We start from the raw sequence: 20,252 nt of genomic DNA, 5'->3' as shown, positions 1-20,252 counted from the left end.
ATTACAACCATATCTTGGTGTACTTGAGCAAGAAACTAAAAATAACGTAAGTAAAAATAAAGCAATAATTTTTTTCATAATTCAATTTTTAAGCATTCACCATTTGCATTCGCAATAATTGTTCCATATAATTTCTGTCGTTAGAAAGTCTAGGAATTTTGTGTTGTCCACCTAATTTGTCATTTTCTTTTAACCAATCATAAAACAATTTTGGTCTAGCAATATTTAATACTAACGGATTTAAAGTCATGTTATTGTAGCGTTTAGCTTCGTAATCTGAATTTAAATTTTGTAAATTTTTGTCTAAAAGTTCACTAAAAGTAGAAATACATTCAGGTAAAGATTTGAATTCAATCATCCATTCATGAGCTCCTTTTTTCTTTCCTTCCATAAAAATTGGTGCAACAGTATAATCAATGATTTCACAATTTAATTCCTTGCAAGTTGCTGTTAAAGCCATTTCCGTATTTTCTACCATTAACTCTTCACCAAAAACATTCAAATGGTGTTTTGTTCTTCCTGTTACTCTAATTCTATATGGATTTAAATTAGTAAAACGAATGGTGTCTCCAATCATATATCTCCATAAACCTGAATTCGTGGTGATTACTACAGCATAATTTTTATTAACTTCAACTTCATTTAAACGAATAATTTTTTGAGTCGGTTGCCCAAAAGTATCCATTGGAATAAATTCATAGAAAATTCCGTAATCCAACATCAAAAGTAAATCGTTAGAATTGTTTAAATCTTGCAAAGCAAAAAATCCTTCCGAAGCATTATATATTTCATAATACTGAAAATTATCTTTTGGAAACAACTTTTTGTATTGTTCTCTATAAGGATCAAAATTGACACCGCCATGAAAATATACTTCAGCATTTGGCCAAATTTCCAGCATGTTTTGTTTGCCTGTTTGTTCTAAAGTTTTATTTAACAGAACCATCATCCAACTCGGAACGCCAGCTAAACTGGTTACATTTTCATTTATGGTTTCATTAATAATGGCTGGCATTTTATTTTCCCAATCACCCATTAATGAAATACTGCTGCTTGGTGTGGAACTAAATTCGGCCCAAATAGGCATATTGTCAATTAAAATTGCCGATAAATCTCCAAAAAAGGTATTGTTGTCTTCGTATAATTGCTTGCTTCCACCTAAGCGAAGACTTTTACCTACAAATAATTGAGAATCTTCATTGTTGTTTAAATACAAACACAATAAATCTTTACTGGCTTTGTAATGACAATTTTCTAAAGCTTCATTACTAACAGGAATAAATTTACTCTTTGCATTGGTAGTTCCACTTGATTTAGCAAACCATTTTATGGATGTATTCCAAAAAATATTTTGTTCCCCTTTTCGAGTTCGCTCAATTAAAGGTTCTAATTCTTCATAAGTTGAAACAGGAACTCTCTCTGAAAATGTTTTATAATTTTGGATAGAATTAAACTCATATTGCTTTCCAATAAAAGTGTTTTCAGCTTGTTTCAATAAACTAAAAAGGAGTTCTTCTTGTACTTCATGTGGATATTTTAAAAACAATTCCATTTGATGAATTCGTTTTTTTAAAATAAATGAAGCGATAGAATTTATAATCGGAAATGCCATATTTTAAGCTGTGAATTATGAATTTCGATATACGAATTATAACTTTACCAAAAATAACAAATTTTGTTGAATATAAAACTTTAAACCAAAATCTTTACAAGAATGACTTACGAAGGTGTTTTAACCAAAATGCAAACCGAAATAGGAAATCCAATTCAATACTACTTGGTTTTTGAAAATAGTTTTTTGAATGTGAATCAATTAATTGGAAAAGAAACCGAAATAGTTTTTCAAGGCTATCAATGTTTGAATTGTGGAAAGCAAAAGAAAATTTTCCGTCAAGGATTTTGCTATGATTGTTTTATGAGTAGTGCTGCTGTTGGGGATTGGATTATGAAACCTGAATTAAGTACTGCCCATTTGGATATTGAAGACAGAGATTTAGTGTATGAGAAAAAAGTACAATTGCAACCTCATGTTGTGTATTTAGCTTTGTCAAGTGAAGTAAAAGTTGGTGTAACCAGAAAAACTCAAGTTCCTACAAGATGGATTGATCAAGGTGCAGTACAAGCTGTTCCAATTGTTGAGGTTCCAAATCGTTATTTGGCTGGAATTACTGAAGTTGCCTTAAAAAATCATTTTGCAGATAAAACAGCTTGGCAAAAAATGCTAAAAAATGAAGTTTTACCAGTAGATTTATTAATAGAAAGACAAAAGACATTGGATTGGTTACCAGAAGAAGTTAAACCTTATTTTGCGGCTGACCAACAAGTTTTAGACTTACATTATCCTGTTTTGCAGTATCCCAAGAAAATAAGTAGTATCAATTTAGATAAAGTACCATCATTCACAGGTAAAGTATCTGGAATTAAAGGTCAATATCTCTTATTTGAAGATGGAACAGTTTTTAATGTGAGAAGTAATGAAGGTTATGTGGTGAGAATTAGTTTGTAAACAAAGAATCCCTTTTCAAATAAATGTGAAGGGATTCTTTTTTTACAATATTCTTAAATTCTACTCGTCTTTTTTCTTCTTATTAAAAAGATTATTTAAACCATCTTTAACTTTGTCTTTTACAACTTCTGTGGCTTTAGTTTTTACTTCTTCCTTAACTTCTTCTTTTGTTTTTGGCACGGTCGTTCCGGTAGAGTCTGTTTTTGTTGGAAGTCCAGCAGCATTTCCTAACTGATTTAAACCCTGATTTAAGTATTTATCTTTTTGTTGTTTGGCTAATTGGGTTACTAAATTAGTTGTTGCTGTTTTTAAATCTGTAGTTAATTTTGGTGCTCCAAAACTTCCTGTCATCATTGCATTAATTGGAATGCTTTCTAATTTGTTAGCATCTGCTGGAGTTAATTTAGCAATCAAATTGTTTACTTCTGTACCTAAATATTTAGCAGGAACATCAAATTTTAAATTATAATTCATGCTTTGATCAAAACCGTGTGTTCCACCAATATTAACTTTAATATCTTGATATTTCAAATCAAAAGGTTTTAAATTTACTTTTCCATCACTAAAAGTCAAAGCTGCTTTTAAATCATTTAAATTTAATTTGTTTAAATCTATAAAATTCAAATTAGAAGATAAAATGGTAAGTAATTTTGAGTTTTTCTCATTTATAGTAGTTGATAACAATTGCCCAATTAAATCACCAGAAAGTGTTTTTAGATCTGGAGTCATGTCATTGGTTAATTTTCCAGATAAATTTATGGTTGAATTTAATTTTCCATTAATTACACCAGCAATTGGAGCAATGGATTTCAACATATCTAATTGTGTAAATGCTTCAGAAATTCCTACTTGATTTAGGCCTAAGTCCATTGTAAAAGTCGGAACATTTCCTTTAGTTGAAACATTTCCTGTCAAACCAATATTTCCTCCAAAAATGCCCATTTTTAAATTGTTTAAAGCAATTGCTTCATCTTTAATAACTAGATTTCCTGAAACATCTTTTAAAATTAAATTGTCATAAACCACATTGTTAGCTTTTGCCGAAATTGTACAATCTAAAAACGAAGGAATTTTTACTGGTTCAGTAGTCTTTTTACCTTCAGCTGTAGTAGTTGTTGAAGGTTCCATGAAATCCGAAACTAGTAGATTATTTGAATTCATATTGAAATTTCCTTTCAATACTTGGTTTTTAAACATAAATCCGTAAAAATTATCTAAAGCACCTGTGACTTTTAAATCGGAACTACCTGTTTTCGCATCAAGCTCATTTAACTGAATTTTACTAGTGTTGAAAACAATAGCTGCTTTATTAATTCTTATTGGTTTTGCTAATTCTGGTCCTTCATAATTGAAACCAGTAATCGACATATTTCCTGAACTTTGAATGTTTTGATATTGCGAAGTTTCAACCGATTTCATGTCAAATTTAGTAGCAACATCAGCTTTTAAAATTCCAGATAAAGGCATGTCTAATTGAACAGGGTAAGCCTTTGTTACATTAGCTAAATTAATTGTTCCGTTTAGTTGTGCATCAACTAATGCGTTTTCAAAGTTTTTTACATTTGCTTTTACATTGAACACATCTTGATCTATAGAAAATGAAAGTTTATTTAAATTCACATAAGTATCATTCATTAAACCTGTTTCATTTACAATATGTGTATCAATAACAATATTTTTCACTGCTTTTGGTAAGTCAGGATATTTAAACATCGCATTGTTTGAGGAAATTTCCACATTAAATTTCGGAATTGTAGTTTCGGTTAAACTTCCTTTTACAACTCCATTTACAGTAAAGTCACCAGAAGTTTCTACTTTATTTAAATCGCCAGAATAGGCTTCTGGAACTAATCCTAAAAAGTTTTTAAAAGATGAAGTTGGTGTTTTGAATTTCAAATCATAATCTTGCCCAGCTTCAACCATTTGTAAATAACCATCAAATTCTAAAGGCAATTGATTAATTAAGGCTCTGTTGTCTTTAAATTCGAATTTCATTTTATCCAAATCAATTCCTAAAACTGCATCTAAAGTGATTCCAACATTAGTCATTAGTTTATTTTTTTCCATTTCAAAGGAAAGCTTTGCAGTAGTTTCTGTATCTAAATCTAATTTCTGTTCGGCAAAATTTCCAGTTCCAGAATGATTGATGCTATCCAAAACCATTTTCATATCAGAAGCTTCGTCTATATAAGTAAAACGAAGATTCTCAATTTTATAATCTTGAATGTTTAACGCAAATGGTTTATTGTTACTTTCGCTTTCAGGTTTGTCATCTTTGAGAGCAATGTCATAATTTCCTAAACCATCTTTATTGAAAATGATATTAACTATTCCGTTTTGTGAAGAAATACTCTCTAAATTTATAGTTTCTGAAGCATCTTTAAATAACTCTTTGATGCTCATTTTCAAATTCGTTTGACCACTATAAAATAAAGTATCATCTTCAAAAGGAGCTTTGTTGATGATGCTTAATTTTTCAATAGTTACGTTTGCTTGAGGAAAACTTTTCAATAAACTCAAATCCACATCCTCAAAGGCAATTTTTGCATCTACACTTTCATTAAGTGTTTTTGCAATCATTTGTTTGATTTTATCTTTGAAAATAAATGGTGCAGCAACTAATCCGATGATTAATACTAACAAAGTTATTCCAGTAATTTTTAAAATTTTCTTTAACATAACGAATTATTTAAGCAGCTATTATTTATATTTTACTAAAAACAAATGTAATACCAAATTGGAAAAGAAAGTATTAAGATTTTAATAAATTTTTGTAGAATTTAAATTAATTGACAATTAATGTTTTAATATGTTTAAAGTATTTGAAATAAAAAACCACTAATTTTTGATTAGTGGTTTTGAAGCTTTTTTTCTGAATATTTATAATCTATTTGATATCCAACTCGTATGGCATCATAGCTTGAATACCTTTGAAGTTTTGAGCTCTTTTAATTTTTTCTAAAAGTAAGTAACCTTCAATTCCTAATTGTTCCTTTAATAAATCTTCTTTGGTTTTAAAAATTGAGATTCCAGTCATTCCAGCTAATAAATCTTCAATATTAGTTTCATATTCTGGGTAATTTTCTGTTCTAAAATCTTTTACTTTTGCTAAAGTTGCTGCATATTTAATAGCATCGTTTAAACTTCCAATTTTATCCACTAAACCATTTTTTATAGCATCAGTTCCAGTCCAAACTCTTCCTTGTGCTATTGCATCAACTTGTTCTGTTGTCATTTTTCTTCCATCAGCTACACGTTGTAAAAAAGTTCCGTAAACATCTTCAATACTTTCTAAAACTACTGCTTTGAAATTTTCATCTATAGGTTCAAAAACACTATATCCATTAGAGTTTTTATGCGTTTTAACTTGTTCAGCATTTATCCCAATATTTTTACTTAATTCAGTCATGTTAGGAAGCATTCCAAAAACACCAATTGATCCTGTAATTGTACTTGGTTCGGCAAAAATATAATCAGAATTACAAGAAATATAATAGCCACCGGATGCTGCTAAATTACCCATTGAAACCACAACAGGTTTTACTTTTTTGGTCAATTCAATTTCTCTCCAAATTAATTCTGACGTTAATGCACTTCCACCTGGACTATCAACTCTTAAAACAATAGCTTTTACATCATCATCTTCACGAGCTTCTTTTAAGGAACGATTTATAGAACCTTCGCCAATGATGTTTACACTTCCTTCACCACCTTGAATTTCTCCTTGAGCGTAAATTACAGCAATAGTATTATCAGCTGTGAAATTCGTTGAAGGTGAATCAGCTAAATCTGCGTAATCAGAAATTGAAATTGAATTGTATTCTTCATCATCTTTAACCTTTAGTTTTTTACGAATCAAATCGTGATATTCATCTTCATAACCAATTTTATCAATCATTTTTGCTGCTAAAGCCATTTGTGGAGTTCTTGCTCCTAAATTATCTGCAATGTTGTTCAAAGTTGAAACGTCAACTTTTCTACTTGTGGCAATATCAGTAACTATGGTTTCCCAAATTGACTGTAACAAAACGGTCATTTGCTCTCTGTTTTCTGGACTCATTTCTTGTGCTAAGAAAGGTTCTACAGCACTTTTATATTTTCCATGACGAATAACTTCAAATTTTACACCTGATTTTTCTTGTAAATCTTTCAGGTAAAGCACCTCTGAAGACAAACCTTTAAAATCTAATTCTCCAACAGGATTTAAATAAATTTGGTCAGCAACCGAATTCAAATAATAATCTTTTTGACTTAAAACATCAGAATAAGCATATACAAATTTCCCTGTTTTTTTAAATTCATTTAATTTGTTTCTAATAGCTTTTGATTGGGCTAAACCTAAAGATGATTCGTTTTTTAAAATGGAAATCCCTTCAATATCTTTGTCTTTTTTGGCTGCTTCAATGGCATCAATAACTTCGCTTACACTTGCTTTACTTTTTTGCTCTAATAAAGCTTCAAAAGGACTTGGTTCAAATTTTCCATTGTAATCCAAACTGATTTCAGATAAATCTAACTCGATAACTGAGTTTTTCTTTAATTTAGGTTTCCTATCACCACTTCCAGCCAAAGCTCCAATAATTAAGATGAAAAAGAAAAATATAAAACAGAATAAAAATATTCCGACTATGGTTGATAAAACGTTACTTAAGAATCTCATTTTTAATAATGTATTTAATGTATCTATAAGTATTGTTTTTAGTTAGAATGTTACAAGTTTTAAAAAAAATAAATTTCTTTTGAGATAAGCCGAAAATTGTTTGTTATTTTGCCAAGGTATGAATCTACAAAATCAAATAATTTTATCATTAGGAAGTAATATTGGCAATAGATTAGAGGCTATTGAGTCTTGTATTGCTACAATTCATAATGAAATAGCAACGGTTGTAAAGGTTTCGAAAATATATGAAACTCCAGCTTGGGGTTTTGAAAGCGATCCTTTTTATAATTGTGCTATTATAATTCATACTTCAAAATCAGCTCAAAAAATTCTTTCACAGGTTTTAAAATTAGAAAAACAATTAGGAAGAACTCGTTCTTATGAAAAAGGATATCAAGCTAGAACTATTGATATCGATATTATTTCATGTAATGAAGATATTCTAGAATTTGAAAATTTGGAAATTCCACACAAACAAATGCAAAATAGAAAGTTTGTTTTGCTGCCAATGAATGATTTGAATTTGGATTGGATGCATCCGATTTTAAAAAAATCAATTTCAGAATTACTGCAAATTTGTGAAGATGAAAGTGAATGTGTAGTTGTTGAAAAATTAGTTTCTCCAATTGAAAAATTAAGCTTACAAAATTTCAATTACATTGCTATAGAAGGAAATATTGGAGCAGGAAAAACGACTTTAGCAACCAAAATAGCAGAAGATTGTAATGCAAAATTAGTTTTAGAACGTTTTGCCGATAATCCATTTTTGCCAAAATTTTATAAAGATCAAAATCGATATGCTTTTCCGTTAGAAATGTCATTTTTAGCAGATAGATATCAACAGTTAACAGATGATTTAGCGCAATTTGATTTGTTTAAAGATTTTATAGTAGCGGATTATCATATTTTTAAATCCTTAATTTTTGCAAAAGTAACGCTTCACGAAGATGAATTTCGTTTATATAAAACGATGTTTGATATCATTCGTAAAGAAATGCCAAAACCTGATTTATATGTGTATTTATACCAAAACACAGAACGACTTTTGGCAAATATCAAAAAAAGAGGTAGAAGTTATGAGCAAGAAATTCCAGCTGATTACTTAGAGAAAATCAATCGTGGTTATTTAGATTATATCAAAACTCAAACCGATTTGAATGTTTTAGTTATTGATATTTCAGATTTGGACTTTATAAAAAACCAAAATGATTACATCTATTTATTGAATGAAATAAATGCTAAAGTAAATTAGTTTAGTCTTTTTTTCTTTGATTTTTTAATATAATTCTTCCAATAAGCATAAACTGTAAAGCAGCAAGAAGTTTATAATCACTCAAAGGATTGTTGTCAATCCAATCTAAAGTTGTTACTAACATAATCGCAAAAGAAACAAGTAAAATAGTTATTGATAAAGGTCCTATTTTCATTGGTTTATTTTTTGAAACAAATCCCAAATCACAATTCCAGCACTAACCGAAATATTAAGAGAATGTTTGCTTCCTAACTGCGGAATTTCAATTACACCATCACTCAAATTAATAGCTTCTTGTTGCACACCTTTTACTTCGTTACCGAAAATTAAAGCATATTTTTTATCCGTTTCAGGCTGAAAATCATTCAACATAATAGAATTTTCAACTTGTTCTATTGAGTAAATAGAAACTTTTTCAGATTTCAACTTTTCAATTACTGCTAAAACATCTTTAGCATATTCCCAAGTAACTGTATCTGTTGCTCCAAGAGCTGTTTTGTGAATTTCCTTATTTGGAGGAACAGCAGTTATGCCACACAAATAAATTTTTTCAATCAAAAAAGCATCAGAAGTTCTAAAAACAGAACCTATGTTATGTAAACTTCGAATGTCATCTAAAATAATAATAATCGGAGTTTTTTCAGCTTCTTTGAATTCTTCTTTACTAATTCTATTTAATTCTTCGTTGGCTAATTTTTTCATGAAGCAAAGATAGTTTTTAGTTTAAAAGTTTAAAAAAATATTAGGTTAAAAGGTTAGGAGTTTATAAGTTTAAAAGAATTTCTTAATGAACCATAATCTCTAAATGGTTCAAAATTGAATTTTGCCATTGAAATTGAAATTGTCATTGATTTTTGTAACTTCGCAAGCATTACCTAAAATTAATTATTGTGGCTAAGAAAACAGCAAAAGAATCTAAACCCAAAGAAGTTAAAGAAACTCCTTTAATGAAGCAATACAACGGCATCAAAGCGAAATATCCAGATGCTTGTTTGTTGTTTAGAGTGGGAGATTTTTATGAAACTTTTGGTGAAGATGCTGTTCGTGCTGCCAATATTTTAGGAATTACGTTAACCAAACGTGGAGCAGGTTCTGATACCGAAACAGCTTTAGCAGGTTTTCCACATCATTCTATAAATACGTATTTACCAAAGCTAGTAAAAGCTGGACTTCGTGTTGCGATTTGCGACCAATTAGAAGATCCAAAAATGACCAAAACCATTGTAAAACGTGGTGTAACCGAATTAATTACACCAGGAGTTTCCATGAATGATGAGGTCTTGCAATCGAAATCAAACAACTTTTTAGCAGCTTTACATTTTGGAAAAATTAGTATTGGAATTTCTTTTTTAGATGTTTCAACAGGAGAATTTTTAACAGCGCAAGGAAACGAAGAATATATTGATAAATTGTTGCAAAATTTCCAACCTAGTGAAGTTTTAATTCCGAAGCAATTCAAATTAAAATTTAGAGAAGTTTTTGGAGAAGATTACCATACTTTTTTCTTGGAAGATTGGGTTTTTAGACAGGATTATGCTTTTGAAAGTTTAACGAATCATTTTCAAACCAATTCTCTAAAAGGATTTGGGATAGAAGAATTGCAAGAAGGAATTATTTCTTCTGGAGCTATTTTGTATTATTTATCAGAAACCCAACACAATAAAATCCAACATATCACTTCCATTCAACGAATTGCTGAAGATGCTTATGTTTGGATGGATAGATTTACCATTCGAAATTTAGAATTGTATCATTCTACCAATCAAAATGCTGTAACCCTTTTGGATGTCATTGATAGAACTTTGTCGCCCATGGGTTCACGATTGTTGAAGCGTTGGTTGGCTTTACCTTTGAAAGATGCTGTTAAGATAAAAAGCCGTCACGAAGTTGTTGCTTATTTCAAAGAAAATCAAGAAATCTTGAAGAAAATCCAAGTTCAAATCAAGCAAATTTCTGATTTAGAACGATTAATTTCAAAAGTAGCTACTGGAAAAATTTCACCAAGAGAAGTCATCTATTTAAAAGATTCTTTAGATGCTATTATTCCTATAAAAGAGTTGGCATTATCGTCCAATAACGATTCATTAAAAGTCATTGGTGATAGTTTACATGCTTGTGAATTACTTCGCGAAAAAATAAAAACCACTTTAAACCAAGAAGCACCAGTTGCTATAAACAAAGGAAATGCTATTGCTTCAGGTGTAAATGAAGAATTAGATGAATTGAGAGCAATCTCTTCCAAAGGGAAAGGTTTTTTAGAAGATTTAGAACTTCGTGAAAGTGAAAAAACAGGAATAACATCACTAAAAGTTTCTTTCAATAATGTATTTGGATATTATATTGAAGTTAGAAATACGCATAAAGATAAAGTTCCAGAAGAGTGGATTAGAAAGCAAACTTTGGTAAGTGCAGAAAGATATATTACGGAAGAATTAAAAGAATATGAAGCTAAAATTTTAGGTGCTGAAGAAAAAATTCAAGTCATAGAAAATCAATTGTTTGAGCAATTAATTCAATGGATGGCAACTTATATCAAACCTGTTCAATTGAATGCAAATTTAATTGCACAATTGGATTGTTTGAATTCATTTACGCAAATGGCTATCGAACAAAAATTCGTGCAACCTCAAATTGACGATAGTTTTGATTTGGAAATTACAGAAGGTCGTCATCCTGTTATTGAAAGACAATTGCCTGTTGGAGTTCCTTATATTTCAAACAATGTGTTTTTAGATAGAGAAACGCAACAAATCATTATGATTACGGGTCCAAATATGTCTGGTAAATCAGCAATTTTGCGTCAAACGGCTTTGATTGTGCTGTTGGCTCAAATGGGAAGTTTTGTTCCTGCAGAAGCTGTTAGAATGGGAATTGTAGATAAAATATTTACTAGAGTAGGAGCAAGTGATAATATCTCAATGGGTGAATCGACTTTTATGGTCGAAATGAATGAAACGGCTTCCATTTTGAATAACCTTTCAGAAAGAAGTTTAATTTTATTAGACGAAATTGGTCGTGGAACATCTACATATGACGGAATTTCAATTGCTTGGGCTATTGCTGAATATTTACACGAACACCCAAATAAACCTAAAACACTTTTTGCCACACATTATCACGAATTAAATGAAATGGAAGTCACGTTTGATAGAATTCAGAACTTTAATGTTTCTGTAAAAGAATTAAAAGATACGGTTTTGTTTATTCGTAAATTGGTCAAAGGAGGAAGTGCACATAGTTTTGGAATTCATGTGGCAAAAATGGCAGGAATGCCTCAAATTGTAATACAAAAAGCACAAAAACTTTTAAAGCAACTAGAGAAAAAACATTCTTCAAACGAATTGATGGATATAAAAGCAGCCAATGATGAGTTGCAATTGAGTTTTTTCAATTTAGATGATCCCTTGTTGGAAGAAATAAAAGAACAAATCGTTAATTTAGACATTAATACATTGACTCCTGTGGAAGCTTTGATGAAATTAAATGAAATTAGACGAATGATAGTTAAAAATTAATTGGCTACTATGTCACGTACTTTTCATGATATTACCTTAAATTTTTTAGTTTTTCATAATTTTATCAAGGGAGGAATTTATTTAAGTTCTTTTTGTATTGATTTTTTGCAGGACGGATAATATAAATTATTCTTTCCAATTTTTTTCTAATTCTTTTATTGTTTGAGGTTTGATATCTGTTTCTATGTCCATTACTTCTGTTGATTTATTTTCGTCATACTTAAAATAAATAAATTCTATTGTAAAATAATTTTTTGATGTTAATTCAAATATAAAACCAGGTAGGTTGTGAAAATGAAAAGGCCCATCTTTTATTGGTATTTGTTCACAAAACCATGCGGTTATTGGAAGTTTATATCCAAATGAAATATGAGTGGTAGTTGCTTTTTTACATATAAACCCATTTATAATTTTAGTATCATTTGAGATGTTCCAAATAAATGTTGGTAAAGAGTCATTAATATAGTATTCTTTATTTTTTAAACAATATTTGTTTTTAAATGTTTTCGATGATAAATTTTTTGTTAATTCATAGTCAGACATTTTGATAGTAGTTTCTATGACTTTATTATCTATTTCATATCCATTAAGATCATTTTTTAAAGTGTCAATTACGGTACCTCCTTTTGTTAATTTTATAAGAGATGATTTGTTGTTAGAAAACATGTACTCATATATTTCAGGAATCTGAGCATTTTCCGATAACTTACTGTCATCACCAACGCCACCCTTCATTTGCTTGATATAATAACCGCTTATTGTTTGAGCTTTTAAAATGTGACTGTAAAATGAAATTATGATAGTTATTAAAACTAGTTTTTTCATATTTTTTAATTAAATATTTGTGTTATTATTTTACTATTCAAACAAAAATAAAGAAGAAATATGCTTCAAAATAATTTGTTTATATTTTTTAAGTAAAATTTAATAATAATTTTAAAAACCAATTATATAGTTATCAAAAGGTTATAAAAAAGTTTTTTTTTTTTTGATTAAAGTCCTTGTAGTAATAAAAATATATTCTATATTTGCACTCGCAATACGGAACAAGTATGGCGAAGTTCTTAAACAAAACAAGTGAAAATAGGCTCATTTAGAGTGTGATTCTGTTCTACTTAATCTAGTCTTTTTTTGAGTTTATCCTAAACGCGAAAATAGCTCAGCTGGTAGAGCGCGACCTTGCCAAGGTCGAGGTCGCGGGTTCGAGCCCCGTTTTTCGCTCAAAAATATACCAATGGTTTTTCAGTAAACCAAATGCTTGAGTGGTGGAATTGGTAGACACGCTGGACTTAAAATCCAGTGGGTAGTAATGCCCGTGCGGGTTCAAGTCCCGCCTCGAGTACTAAAAGCTTCAAACTATGTTTGGAGCTTTTTTTGTTTATAACATCTTCATTACTTTTTTTTAAACCTTTTCTTCTTTAAGTTAAAAATAGTAGCTTGCTATTTCATTTCTAAAACTATTTATGGGAACATTCGTCATTACAAAAAGAATAAGTGATCTGTACAAATACGAGTTTGTATCTAGAAAAGGAAAACCTATTTTTATTAGTAAAGATTTTGAATTGCGATTTGAATGTGAGAACGAAATAGAAAACTTAAAGACAAAATTAGAAGATTGTTTTTTTATGCAGTTTAAGTCTACAAAAGGAAAATTCTATTTTAAAATTGTTTTAGAAAATCAGGAAATTGCAGTGAGCAGAAAATTTTCAACACAATTGATGATGCAAAAAAGTATTAACGAAATAATTAAATACGGAAGTCTATCTGAAATTTTAGATTTTTCTTTAGAATTAGATATTTTTAAAGATTAATATTTTTAATTTTTATAAAAATTTTCTTTCATAAATGTTTTTAAAAGGTAAAAAAAAAGCTCCACATTGTGGAGCTTTAATTTTTTTGCGTTAGCGCTAATTACTTAGCAACTTCTTCTACTTTTTCAGTAGCTACTTCAGCAGCACCTTCAACAGCAGCAGCAGCTGAATCACCAACAACTTCTACAGCTTCAACAGCCTCTTCAGTAGTAGCTTCTACAGCTTCAACTGCGTCAGTAGTAGCTTCTTCAGTGTTAGCTTCAGTTTCTTTACAAGATACGAACATCATAGCAACTAATGCTAAGCTTAATACAACTTTTTTCATCTTTTTTATTATAAAAGGTTAATTATTAATTCGGAGCAAAGATATAAAATTTTTGACATGACAAAATATTTTTTCATTTTTTTTTCAAAATATTTTTTACCCTTGAATTCCGCTTATGAAATTTACAATTTTCGTGCCAAAAAAATATGATTTTAAAATTATTTACTACTGATTTTTAGTTCATTAATAATGTTCTTGGCACCTGCATATTTATCAATAATAAATAATACATATCTAATATCAACCATAATATTTCTACAGATATCTGGACTATAATATATGTCACTCATAGTGCCTTCCCAAACTCTATCAAAGTTTAATCCTATAAGGTTTCCTTTAGCATCGATTGCAGGACTTCCAGAGTTACCACCAGTAGTATGATTTGTGGCAATGAAACAAACAGGTAGTTTCCCATTTTGCGCATAATTACCATAATCTTTTTTATTATATAAGTCAATTAGCTTTTGAGGTACATCAAATTCATAATCATTAGGAACATATTTTTCCATAACACCTTCTAAATAAGTTATTGGCTCATAATAAACAGCATCTTGTGGAGCATAACCTTTCACTTTTCCATAAGTTACACGTAAAGTACTATTAGCATCTGGGAAAATTCTGTCATTTGGAAATAATTCTACTATGGCTTTCATATAAGTTCTTTGTAAAGCCGAATTTTTTAAATCCAATTCATTATAAGTAGGTGCAATTTTTTCAAAATAAGCATCAGCTAATGATTTTACTAATTGAAATCCTTTATCATTATTAAGTTTTTCGATTACAGATTTTGCATCACCATTTAATAATTCTTTTAATTTATCATAAGAAGTTAAACTAGAAGTTGCATATATTTCTTTAGACAAAGTTGTTGGATTAATATTTTCTAAAGAACTTGGTAAAAATTGCTTTGGAGATTTTGTTGCATATAACTGAATTAACTGTTCAAAAACCTTTTCGTCCACTTGTGCGTTAAAATCTTTGTAAGAATCTTCAAAACTTGTAATTAGATTGTTTTTTCTATCGTTAAAGGATTGTTCTCCTTTAGAAGCATAAACTTGCTCTAATTGATATAATTTGAAGCCAAAGCTCAATAATTCTGTATTTCTTAAAACAACTTCACTAAAATAATCTCTGGCAACAGCATAATCTTTAATTGCTGCATAATTTTTTTCAAATTCAGAAAGTAAATTCCCGTATTCAGCTTGTTTTCCAGCTTTCGCAACTCTATTTTTAAAATCAGCTTCAAATTTTTGTTTGATTCCAACAGCATTTGATTTTTTTAATCCTTTACTCTCACCAATCCATTTTTTCCAATAATTAGCTACACTTGCATATTTGGAAGCATATTGAATTTTGATGGCTTGATCTTTTCGCATGAAACCATCTTGAACTTTCAAAGCAGCATCACGAATTTCAATTTTGGCTGGATTTAAATCATTAATAATTTGTTCGACAGCATAAGAAGGTAAATATTCTTGTGTTCTTCCAGGATAACCCATTACCATTGTAAAATCGTCTTCTTTAATTCCTTTTGTTGAAATAGGTAAAAAGTGCTTTGATTTGTAAGGAACATTATCTTTTGAATATTCTGCTGGTCGATTGTTTTTGTCTGCGTAAATTCTGAACAATGAAAAATCTCCTGTATGTCTTGGCCAAACCCAATTGTCAGTATCAGAACCAAATTTTCCAATAGAACTTGGTGGTGCACCAACTAAACGAATATCTTTGAATGTTTCTGTTACAAATAATAGGTATTGATTTCCGTCATAAAATGTTTTAATTCTATTTTCTTGCCATGATTCTTTTGGTAAAGATTCACTATATTTTGAAATATTTTCTTGGATTTTCTTTTGTTTTTGTGCTTCATCAGTCAAACTTTCTGTTCCTTCTAAAATTTTTGAAGTTACATCTTCAATTCTGACTACAAAAGTTACTACCATGCCTTTGTTAGGTAATTCTTCTTCCATTTTATAAGCCCAAAATCCATCTTGAAGATAATCATGCTCTACAGTAGAATGATTTTGAATAGCTCCATAACCACAGTGGTGATTGGTTAAAATTAGTCCTTGAGGAGAAATGACTTCAGAGGTACAACCATTGTTAAAATGAGGAACAGCATCTTTTAAACTAGAATTGTTGGCATCATAAATATCTTTGGCTGAAATCTTCATGCCAAGTGATTTCATTTCTTTTTCGTTCATTCCATTTAATAAAGAAGGAATCCACATGCCACCTTGTTGTGCTTGTGTTGAAATAACGAAAAGTAATAGTAGTAATTTAATATGTTTCATAAGTTTTGTTTTGATAAGTTTTGCAAGTTACGATTTTTGTATTTTATTGAAATTAATTTAAGTTTTCATTAAGAATGTGATTCATGATGCTGTTTGTTGCCCCTTTATTCATTTGAACAAAAGTGCTACAAATATGCCCTTTTTCATGACGAATATCCTCATTGAAAAGTAAGTTGTCCAAAGCTTCATTCAATTCGTTTTGATTGGAAATTGAAACACAACCTTCTTGATGAACTAAAGCTATAGCTTCTGCAAAATGGGAATAATTTGGTCCAATTACAATTGGAACTCCAAAAGTGGCTGGTTCTAAAATATTATGTATTCCAGGATTTCCAAAGCCACCACCAACATAAGCAATGTCTGCGTAAGAATAGATTTTGGTTAAAATTCCAATGGTGTCAATTATGAAAACATTAAAATCTGATAATTTTTGATTTTCTTTTTGAGAAAACAAAACTGTATTTTTTTTGATTGAAGATTGAAGATTAACGATTGTTGATTGCAGAATGTTATGCGGAGCAATGATAAATTTCAAATCATCTGAACTTTGATTGATATAATTCACTAATAATTCCTCGTCCTTTGGCCACGAACTTCCAATAACGATTGTAGTTTTGTTATCCTTAAAAGTTTCAATGAAATCCAATGTATTATCTCTTTCTAAAATAGAAACTACTCTGTCAAATCTTGTATCTCCAGAAATTTTCACATTGGTAAATCCTATGCTTTGCAATAATTTTTTTGAATTTTCATTTTGAACAAAAAAGTAGTCAAAAGTTTTTAAGGCATTTCTATAAAAACCGCCATACCACTTAAAAAAAGCTTGATTTTCTCGTAAGATTCCAGAAATTAAATACGTTTTAATATTTTTTTTCTTTAATTCATTCAAGTAATTGGGCCAATATTCATATTTAATAAAGAAAACCATTTCTGGATGAACTAATTCAATAAATTTTTTAGCATTTGATGTTGAATCTAATGGTAAATAAACGGTAACATCTGCAACAGTATTATTTTTTCTAACTTCATAACCAGAAGGAGAAAAGAAAGTCACAATAATTTTATGATTAGGATATTTTTCTTTAATTTTTTCGATTACAGGTAAACCTTGTTCATATTCACCTAAAGAAGCTGCGTGAAACCAAATCGTTTTATCATTTAAGCTAATTTTACTTTGTAAAGTAGAAAAAACTGTTTTTCTTCCCTCAACAAAAAGCTTCATTTTAGGGCTAAAAAGAGCTAAAATTTTAACGATGAGCGATGCTAAAAACGTAATGAAATTATAAATAAAATACATTCTTTCTTTTTTGATGGGCTAAAAATACGTTTCTTTTGTGATACTTTAAATTGTAAGGCAGAATTTCTTACTTTTGTAACACTTAATTTTATTTCCAATGAGAAAACTACAAATGGTTGACCTTAAAAGTCAATACGAAAAAATAAAAGACGAAGTTAACGCTTCAATTCAAGAAGTTTTAGATACAAATACTTATATAAATGGACCTTTGGTTCACCAATTTCAAGCAGATTTAGAAAAATATTTAGGAGTAAAACATGTTATTCCTTGTGCTAATGGTACGGATGCTTTGCAAATTGCCATGATGGGATTGGATTTGAAACCAGGTGATGAAGTGATTACGGCTGATTTTACTTTTGCTGCAACAGTTGAAGTTATTGCTTTGTTACAATTAACTCCTGTTTTAGTTGATGTGGATATGAATAACATGAATATTTCACTTGATGCAATTAAAAAAGCTATTACGCCAAAAACAAAAGCAATTGTTCCGGTTCACTTGTTTGGACGTGCAGCCAATATGGATGCTATAATGGAAATTGCAAAAGAGCATAATTTATATGTAATTGAAGACAATGCACAGGCTATTGGAGCAAATTATACTTCAAAAGATGGTTCTAAAACTAAAGTTGGAACGATTGGTCATGTTGGAGCTACGTCATTTTTCCCTTCTAAGAATTTAGGATGTTATGGTGATGGTGGAGCGATTTTCACAAATGATGATGCTTTGGCTCATACTTTAAGAGGTATTGTCAATCATGGAATGTATGAAAGGTACCATCATGATGTTGTTGGAGTTAATTCTCGTTTAGATAGTATGCAAGCTGGTGTTTTGAAAGCTAAATTACCTCATTTAGATACTTACAACAAAGCACGTCAAGATGCTGCTAGAAAATATTCTGCTGCTTTGAGTGTTAATCCTAACATTTGGGCTCCAACCATCTGCGAAACTTGTGATTGCCATGTGTTTCATCAATATGTAATCCGAATTATTAATGGAAAACGTGATGGATTGTTGGCTCATTTACAAAGTAAAGATATTCCTTGTGCAATTTATTATCCAATTCCATTGCACAGTCAAAAAGCATATGCTGATTCAAGATATAAAGAAGAAGATTTTCCGGTAACGAATCAATTGTGTAAAGAAGTAATTGCTTTGCCAATGCACACGGAATTGGATGATGAACAAATTAAGTTTATCACAGATTCGGTTTTAGAATTTGTTTAAAAGTTTAACAATTAAAAAGATTTCCGTTTTCACGGAAAATGAATATGAAAATAGTAGTAACAGGAGGATTAGGTTTTATTGGATCTCACACAGTAGTTGAATTACAAAATGAAGGTTTTGAAGTAGTAGCCATTGATAATTTATCGAATTCTTCCGAAAGTGTTTTAGACGGAATTTTCAATATCACAGGAAAGAAACCCATTTTTGAAAAGTTAGATTTAAGAGAAAAAACTGTTGTTCAAGATTTTTTCAAAAGGCATAATGATGTGGTTGGTGTGATTCATTTTGCAGCTTCAAAAGCTGTTGGAGAAAGTGTTGAAAATCCTCTTTTATATTATGAAAATAATATCAATGCATTAGTTTATGTTTTACAAGAATTGACAAAATTGAAAGAAGCTAATTTTATATTTAGTTCTTCTTGTACGGTTTACGGTCAAGCTGAAAAAATGCCAATTACAGAAAATGCATCTATTCAACCAGCAATTTCACCTTACGGTAATACTAAGCAAATAGGTGAAGAAATAATAACTGATGTTGCTAAAGTAACTAATGTAAATTCAATATTGTTACGTTACTTTAATCCAATAGGTTCACATCCAACTGCTGAAATTGGTGAATTACCATTAGGTGTTCCGCAAAATTTAGTACCTTTTATCACACAAACAGCAATAGGATTACGTGAAAAATTATCTGTTTTTGGAGATGATTATCCAACTTCAGATGGAACGGCTGTTCGAGATTATATTCATGTAGTGGATTTAGCTAAAGCACATGTTGTAGCTTTGAAACGTTTATTGGACAATAAAAATTTAGAAAAAGTAGAAACCTTCAATTTAGGAACAGGAACAGGAAGTTCGGTTTTGGAAGTAATTACTGTTTTTGAAAAGGTTTCAAATAAGAAATTAAATTATCAAATTGTAGGCAGAAGAGAAGGTGATGTGACTGAAGCTTATGCTAATACGGATAAAGCAAACAATGTTTTAGGCTGGAAAGCACAATCTTCTCTGGAAGAAGCCTTAGCAAGTGCTTGGAAATGGGAGCAAAAAATTAGAAGTTAAAAACAACAAAAAACCCAAATGAATTTCATTTGGGTTTTGTTTTTTAATAGGAAGAATTACTTTGTAGCTTCATCCATTTTATCATCCATTTTTTCTACACCAGCTTCAATATCGTTTCCAACTTCAGTTGCTGTAGAATCAATTGCATCTACTGCGTTTTCTGTAGCTGTTTCAATGTCGTTTCCAACTGCTTCAGTTGCTTCTTCTACTTTGTCTTCTGTAGATTCTTTACAAGAAACAAATGCTAAGGTAGAAATAAATGCTAATGCTAAAATTACTTTTTTCATAAATAAATGTTTTGAATTAATAAAT

General features: G+C 29.8%; 16 protein-coding genes and 2 tRNA genes. 8 read left to right on the top strand and 10 right to left on the bottom strand.

The annotated features are described in order from the left end of the window. Window positions 1-88 precede the first annotated feature (88 nt). On the bottom strand, window positions 89-1,612 hold the full coding sequence (locus tag AABJ49_RS11600; RefSeq protein ID WP_338378439.1) for a GH3 auxin-responsive promoter family protein: 1,524 nt from the start codon (window positions 1,610-1,612) through the stop codon (window positions 89-91). 102 nt (window positions 1,613-1,714) lie between these two features. Here AABJ49_RS11600 and AABJ49_RS11595 point away from each other — a divergent pair, with 102 nt between their 5' ends. Then, the gene (locus AABJ49_RS11595; protein ID WP_338378438.1) at window positions 1,715-2,506 is read left to right on the top strand and encodes a DUF2797 domain-containing protein; all 792 of its coding nucleotides are present in this window, start codon (window positions 1,715-1,717) and stop codon (window positions 2,504-2,506) included. 60 nt (window positions 2,507-2,566) lie between these two features. Here the strand turns inward: AABJ49_RS11595 and AABJ49_RS11590 are convergent, their stop codons facing one another. Both AABJ49_RS11590 and sppA read right to left on the bottom strand, forming a co-directional pair. Next, window positions 2,567-5,185 carry an AsmA-like C-terminal region-containing protein gene (locus AABJ49_RS11590; RefSeq protein WP_338378437.1) on the bottom strand — a complete coding sequence of 873 codons (2,619 nt, stop codon included), beginning with the start codon at window positions 5,183-5,185 and terminating at the stop codon, window positions 2,567-2,569. A 208-nt stretch (window positions 5,186-5,393) separates the two neighbouring features. Continuing rightward, a complete protein-coding gene (gene sppA, locus AABJ49_RS11585; RefSeq protein ID WP_338378436.1) occupies window positions 5,394-7,166 on the bottom strand; it encodes a signal peptide peptidase SppA in 1,773 nt (590 codons plus the stop codon). Between the two features lie 118 nt (window positions 7,167-7,284). Here sppA and folK point away from each other — a divergent pair, with 118 nt between their 5' ends. After that, entirely contained in the window at window positions 7,285-8,418 is a 1,134-nt protein-coding gene (folK, locus tag AABJ49_RS11580) for a 2-amino-4-hydroxy-6-hydroxymethyldihydropteridine diphosphokinase (RefSeq protein ID WP_338378435.1), read from the top strand. Window position 8,419: 1 nt separating this feature from the next. Here folK and AABJ49_RS11575 read toward each other — a convergent pair whose 3' ends face one another. Then, window positions 8,420-8,593 (bottom strand): hypothetical protein, encoded by a 174-nt coding sequence (locus AABJ49_RS11575; RefSeq protein ID WP_338378434.1) that lies wholly within the window; start codon window positions 8,591-8,593, stop codon window positions 8,420-8,422. Then, window positions 8,590-9,120 carry an RNA methyltransferase gene (locus tag AABJ49_RS11570; RefSeq protein WP_338378433.1) on the bottom strand — a complete coding sequence of 177 codons (531 nt, stop codon included), beginning with the start codon at window positions 9,118-9,120 and terminating at the stop codon, window positions 8,590-8,592. Before AABJ49_RS11570 ends, AABJ49_RS11575 begins: the two co-directional genes overlap by 4 nt. A gap of 245 nt (window positions 9,121-9,365) precedes the next feature. Between AABJ49_RS11570 and mutS the strand changes: the two genes are divergently transcribed. Beyond that, window positions 9,366-11,933 (top strand): DNA mismatch repair protein MutS, encoded by a 2,568-nt coding sequence (gene mutS / locus AABJ49_RS11565; RefSeq protein WP_338378459.1) that lies wholly within the window; start codon window positions 9,366-9,368, stop codon window positions 11,931-11,933. 126 nt (window positions 11,934-12,059) lie between these two features. Here the strand turns inward: mutS and AABJ49_RS11560 are convergent, their stop codons facing one another. Further along, complete coding sequence (locus tag AABJ49_RS11560) at window positions 12,060-12,758, bottom strand: GLPGLI family protein (RefSeq protein WP_338378432.1); 699 nt, start codon at window positions 12,756-12,758, stop codon at window positions 12,060-12,062. A 323-nt stretch (window positions 12,759-13,081) separates the two neighbouring features. On the opposite strand from AABJ49_RS11560, the gene AABJ49_RS11555 reads away from it, so the two are divergent. From AABJ49_RS11555 to AABJ49_RS11545, 3 genes are all read left to right on the top strand, one after another. After that, window positions 13,082-13,154: transfer RNA gene (locus tag AABJ49_RS11555), tRNA-Gly, on the top strand. Window positions 13,155-13,189: 35 nt separating this feature from the next. Next, window positions 13,190-13,275, top strand: a tRNA-Leu gene (locus AABJ49_RS11550). A gap of 121 nt (window positions 13,276-13,396) precedes the next feature. Beyond that, window positions 13,397-13,744: a DUF1508 domain-containing protein gene (locus tag AABJ49_RS11545; protein ID WP_338378431.1), complete on the top strand. Its 348-nt coding sequence runs from the start codon at window positions 13,397-13,399 to the stop codon at window positions 13,742-13,744. A gap of 100 nt (window positions 13,745-13,844) precedes the next feature. Here the strand turns inward: AABJ49_RS11545 and AABJ49_RS11540 are convergent, their stop codons facing one another. The 3 genes from AABJ49_RS11540 to AABJ49_RS11530 form a co-directional block, all read right to left on the bottom strand. Next, window positions 13,845-14,069 carry a hypothetical protein gene (locus AABJ49_RS11540; RefSeq protein WP_338378430.1) on the bottom strand — a complete coding sequence of 75 codons (225 nt, stop codon included), beginning with the start codon at window positions 14,067-14,069 and terminating at the stop codon, window positions 13,845-13,847. 158 nt (window positions 14,070-14,227) lie between these two features. Next, window positions 14,228-16,360, bottom strand: a complete 2,133-nt coding sequence (locus tag AABJ49_RS11535; RefSeq protein ID WP_338378429.1) for a S46 family peptidase — start codon at window positions 16,358-16,360, stop codon at window positions 14,228-14,230. A 52-nt stretch (window positions 16,361-16,412) separates the two neighbouring features. After that, complete coding sequence (locus AABJ49_RS11530; protein WP_338378428.1) at window positions 16,413-17,657, bottom strand: glycosyltransferase N-terminal domain-containing protein; 1,245 nt, start codon at window positions 17,655-17,657, stop codon at window positions 16,413-16,415. Between the two features lie 97 nt (window positions 17,658-17,754). On the opposite strand from AABJ49_RS11530, the gene AABJ49_RS11525 reads away from it, so the two are divergent. After that, window positions 17,755-18,882: a DegT/DnrJ/EryC1/StrS family aminotransferase gene (locus AABJ49_RS11525; protein ID WP_338378427.1), complete on the top strand. Its 1,128-nt coding sequence runs from the start codon at window positions 17,755-17,757 to the stop codon at window positions 18,880-18,882. A gap of 44 nt (window positions 18,883-18,926) precedes the next feature. After that, window positions 18,927-19,940 (top strand): UDP-glucose 4-epimerase GalE, encoded by a 1,014-nt coding sequence (gene galE / locus AABJ49_RS11520; protein ID WP_338378426.1) that lies wholly within the window; start codon window positions 18,927-18,929, stop codon window positions 19,938-19,940. 56 nt (window positions 19,941-19,996) lie between these two features. Here the strand turns inward: galE and AABJ49_RS11515 are convergent, their stop codons facing one another. Then, window positions 19,997-20,227, bottom strand: coding sequence for a hypothetical protein (locus AABJ49_RS11515; protein ID WP_338378425.1), 231 nt, complete (start codon window positions 20,225-20,227; stop codon window positions 19,997-19,999). Window positions 20,228-20,252 lie beyond the last annotated feature (25 nt).

This window comes from uncultured Flavobacterium sp., from assembly GCF_963922255.1.
In the GTDB taxonomy this organism is placed as follows: Bacteria; Bacteroidota; Bacteroidia; order Flavobacteriales; family Flavobacteriaceae; genus Flavobacterium.
The sequence above is the reverse complement of the archived record's forward strand: the minus strand, read 5'-3'. Positions and strand labels throughout refer to the sequence as shown.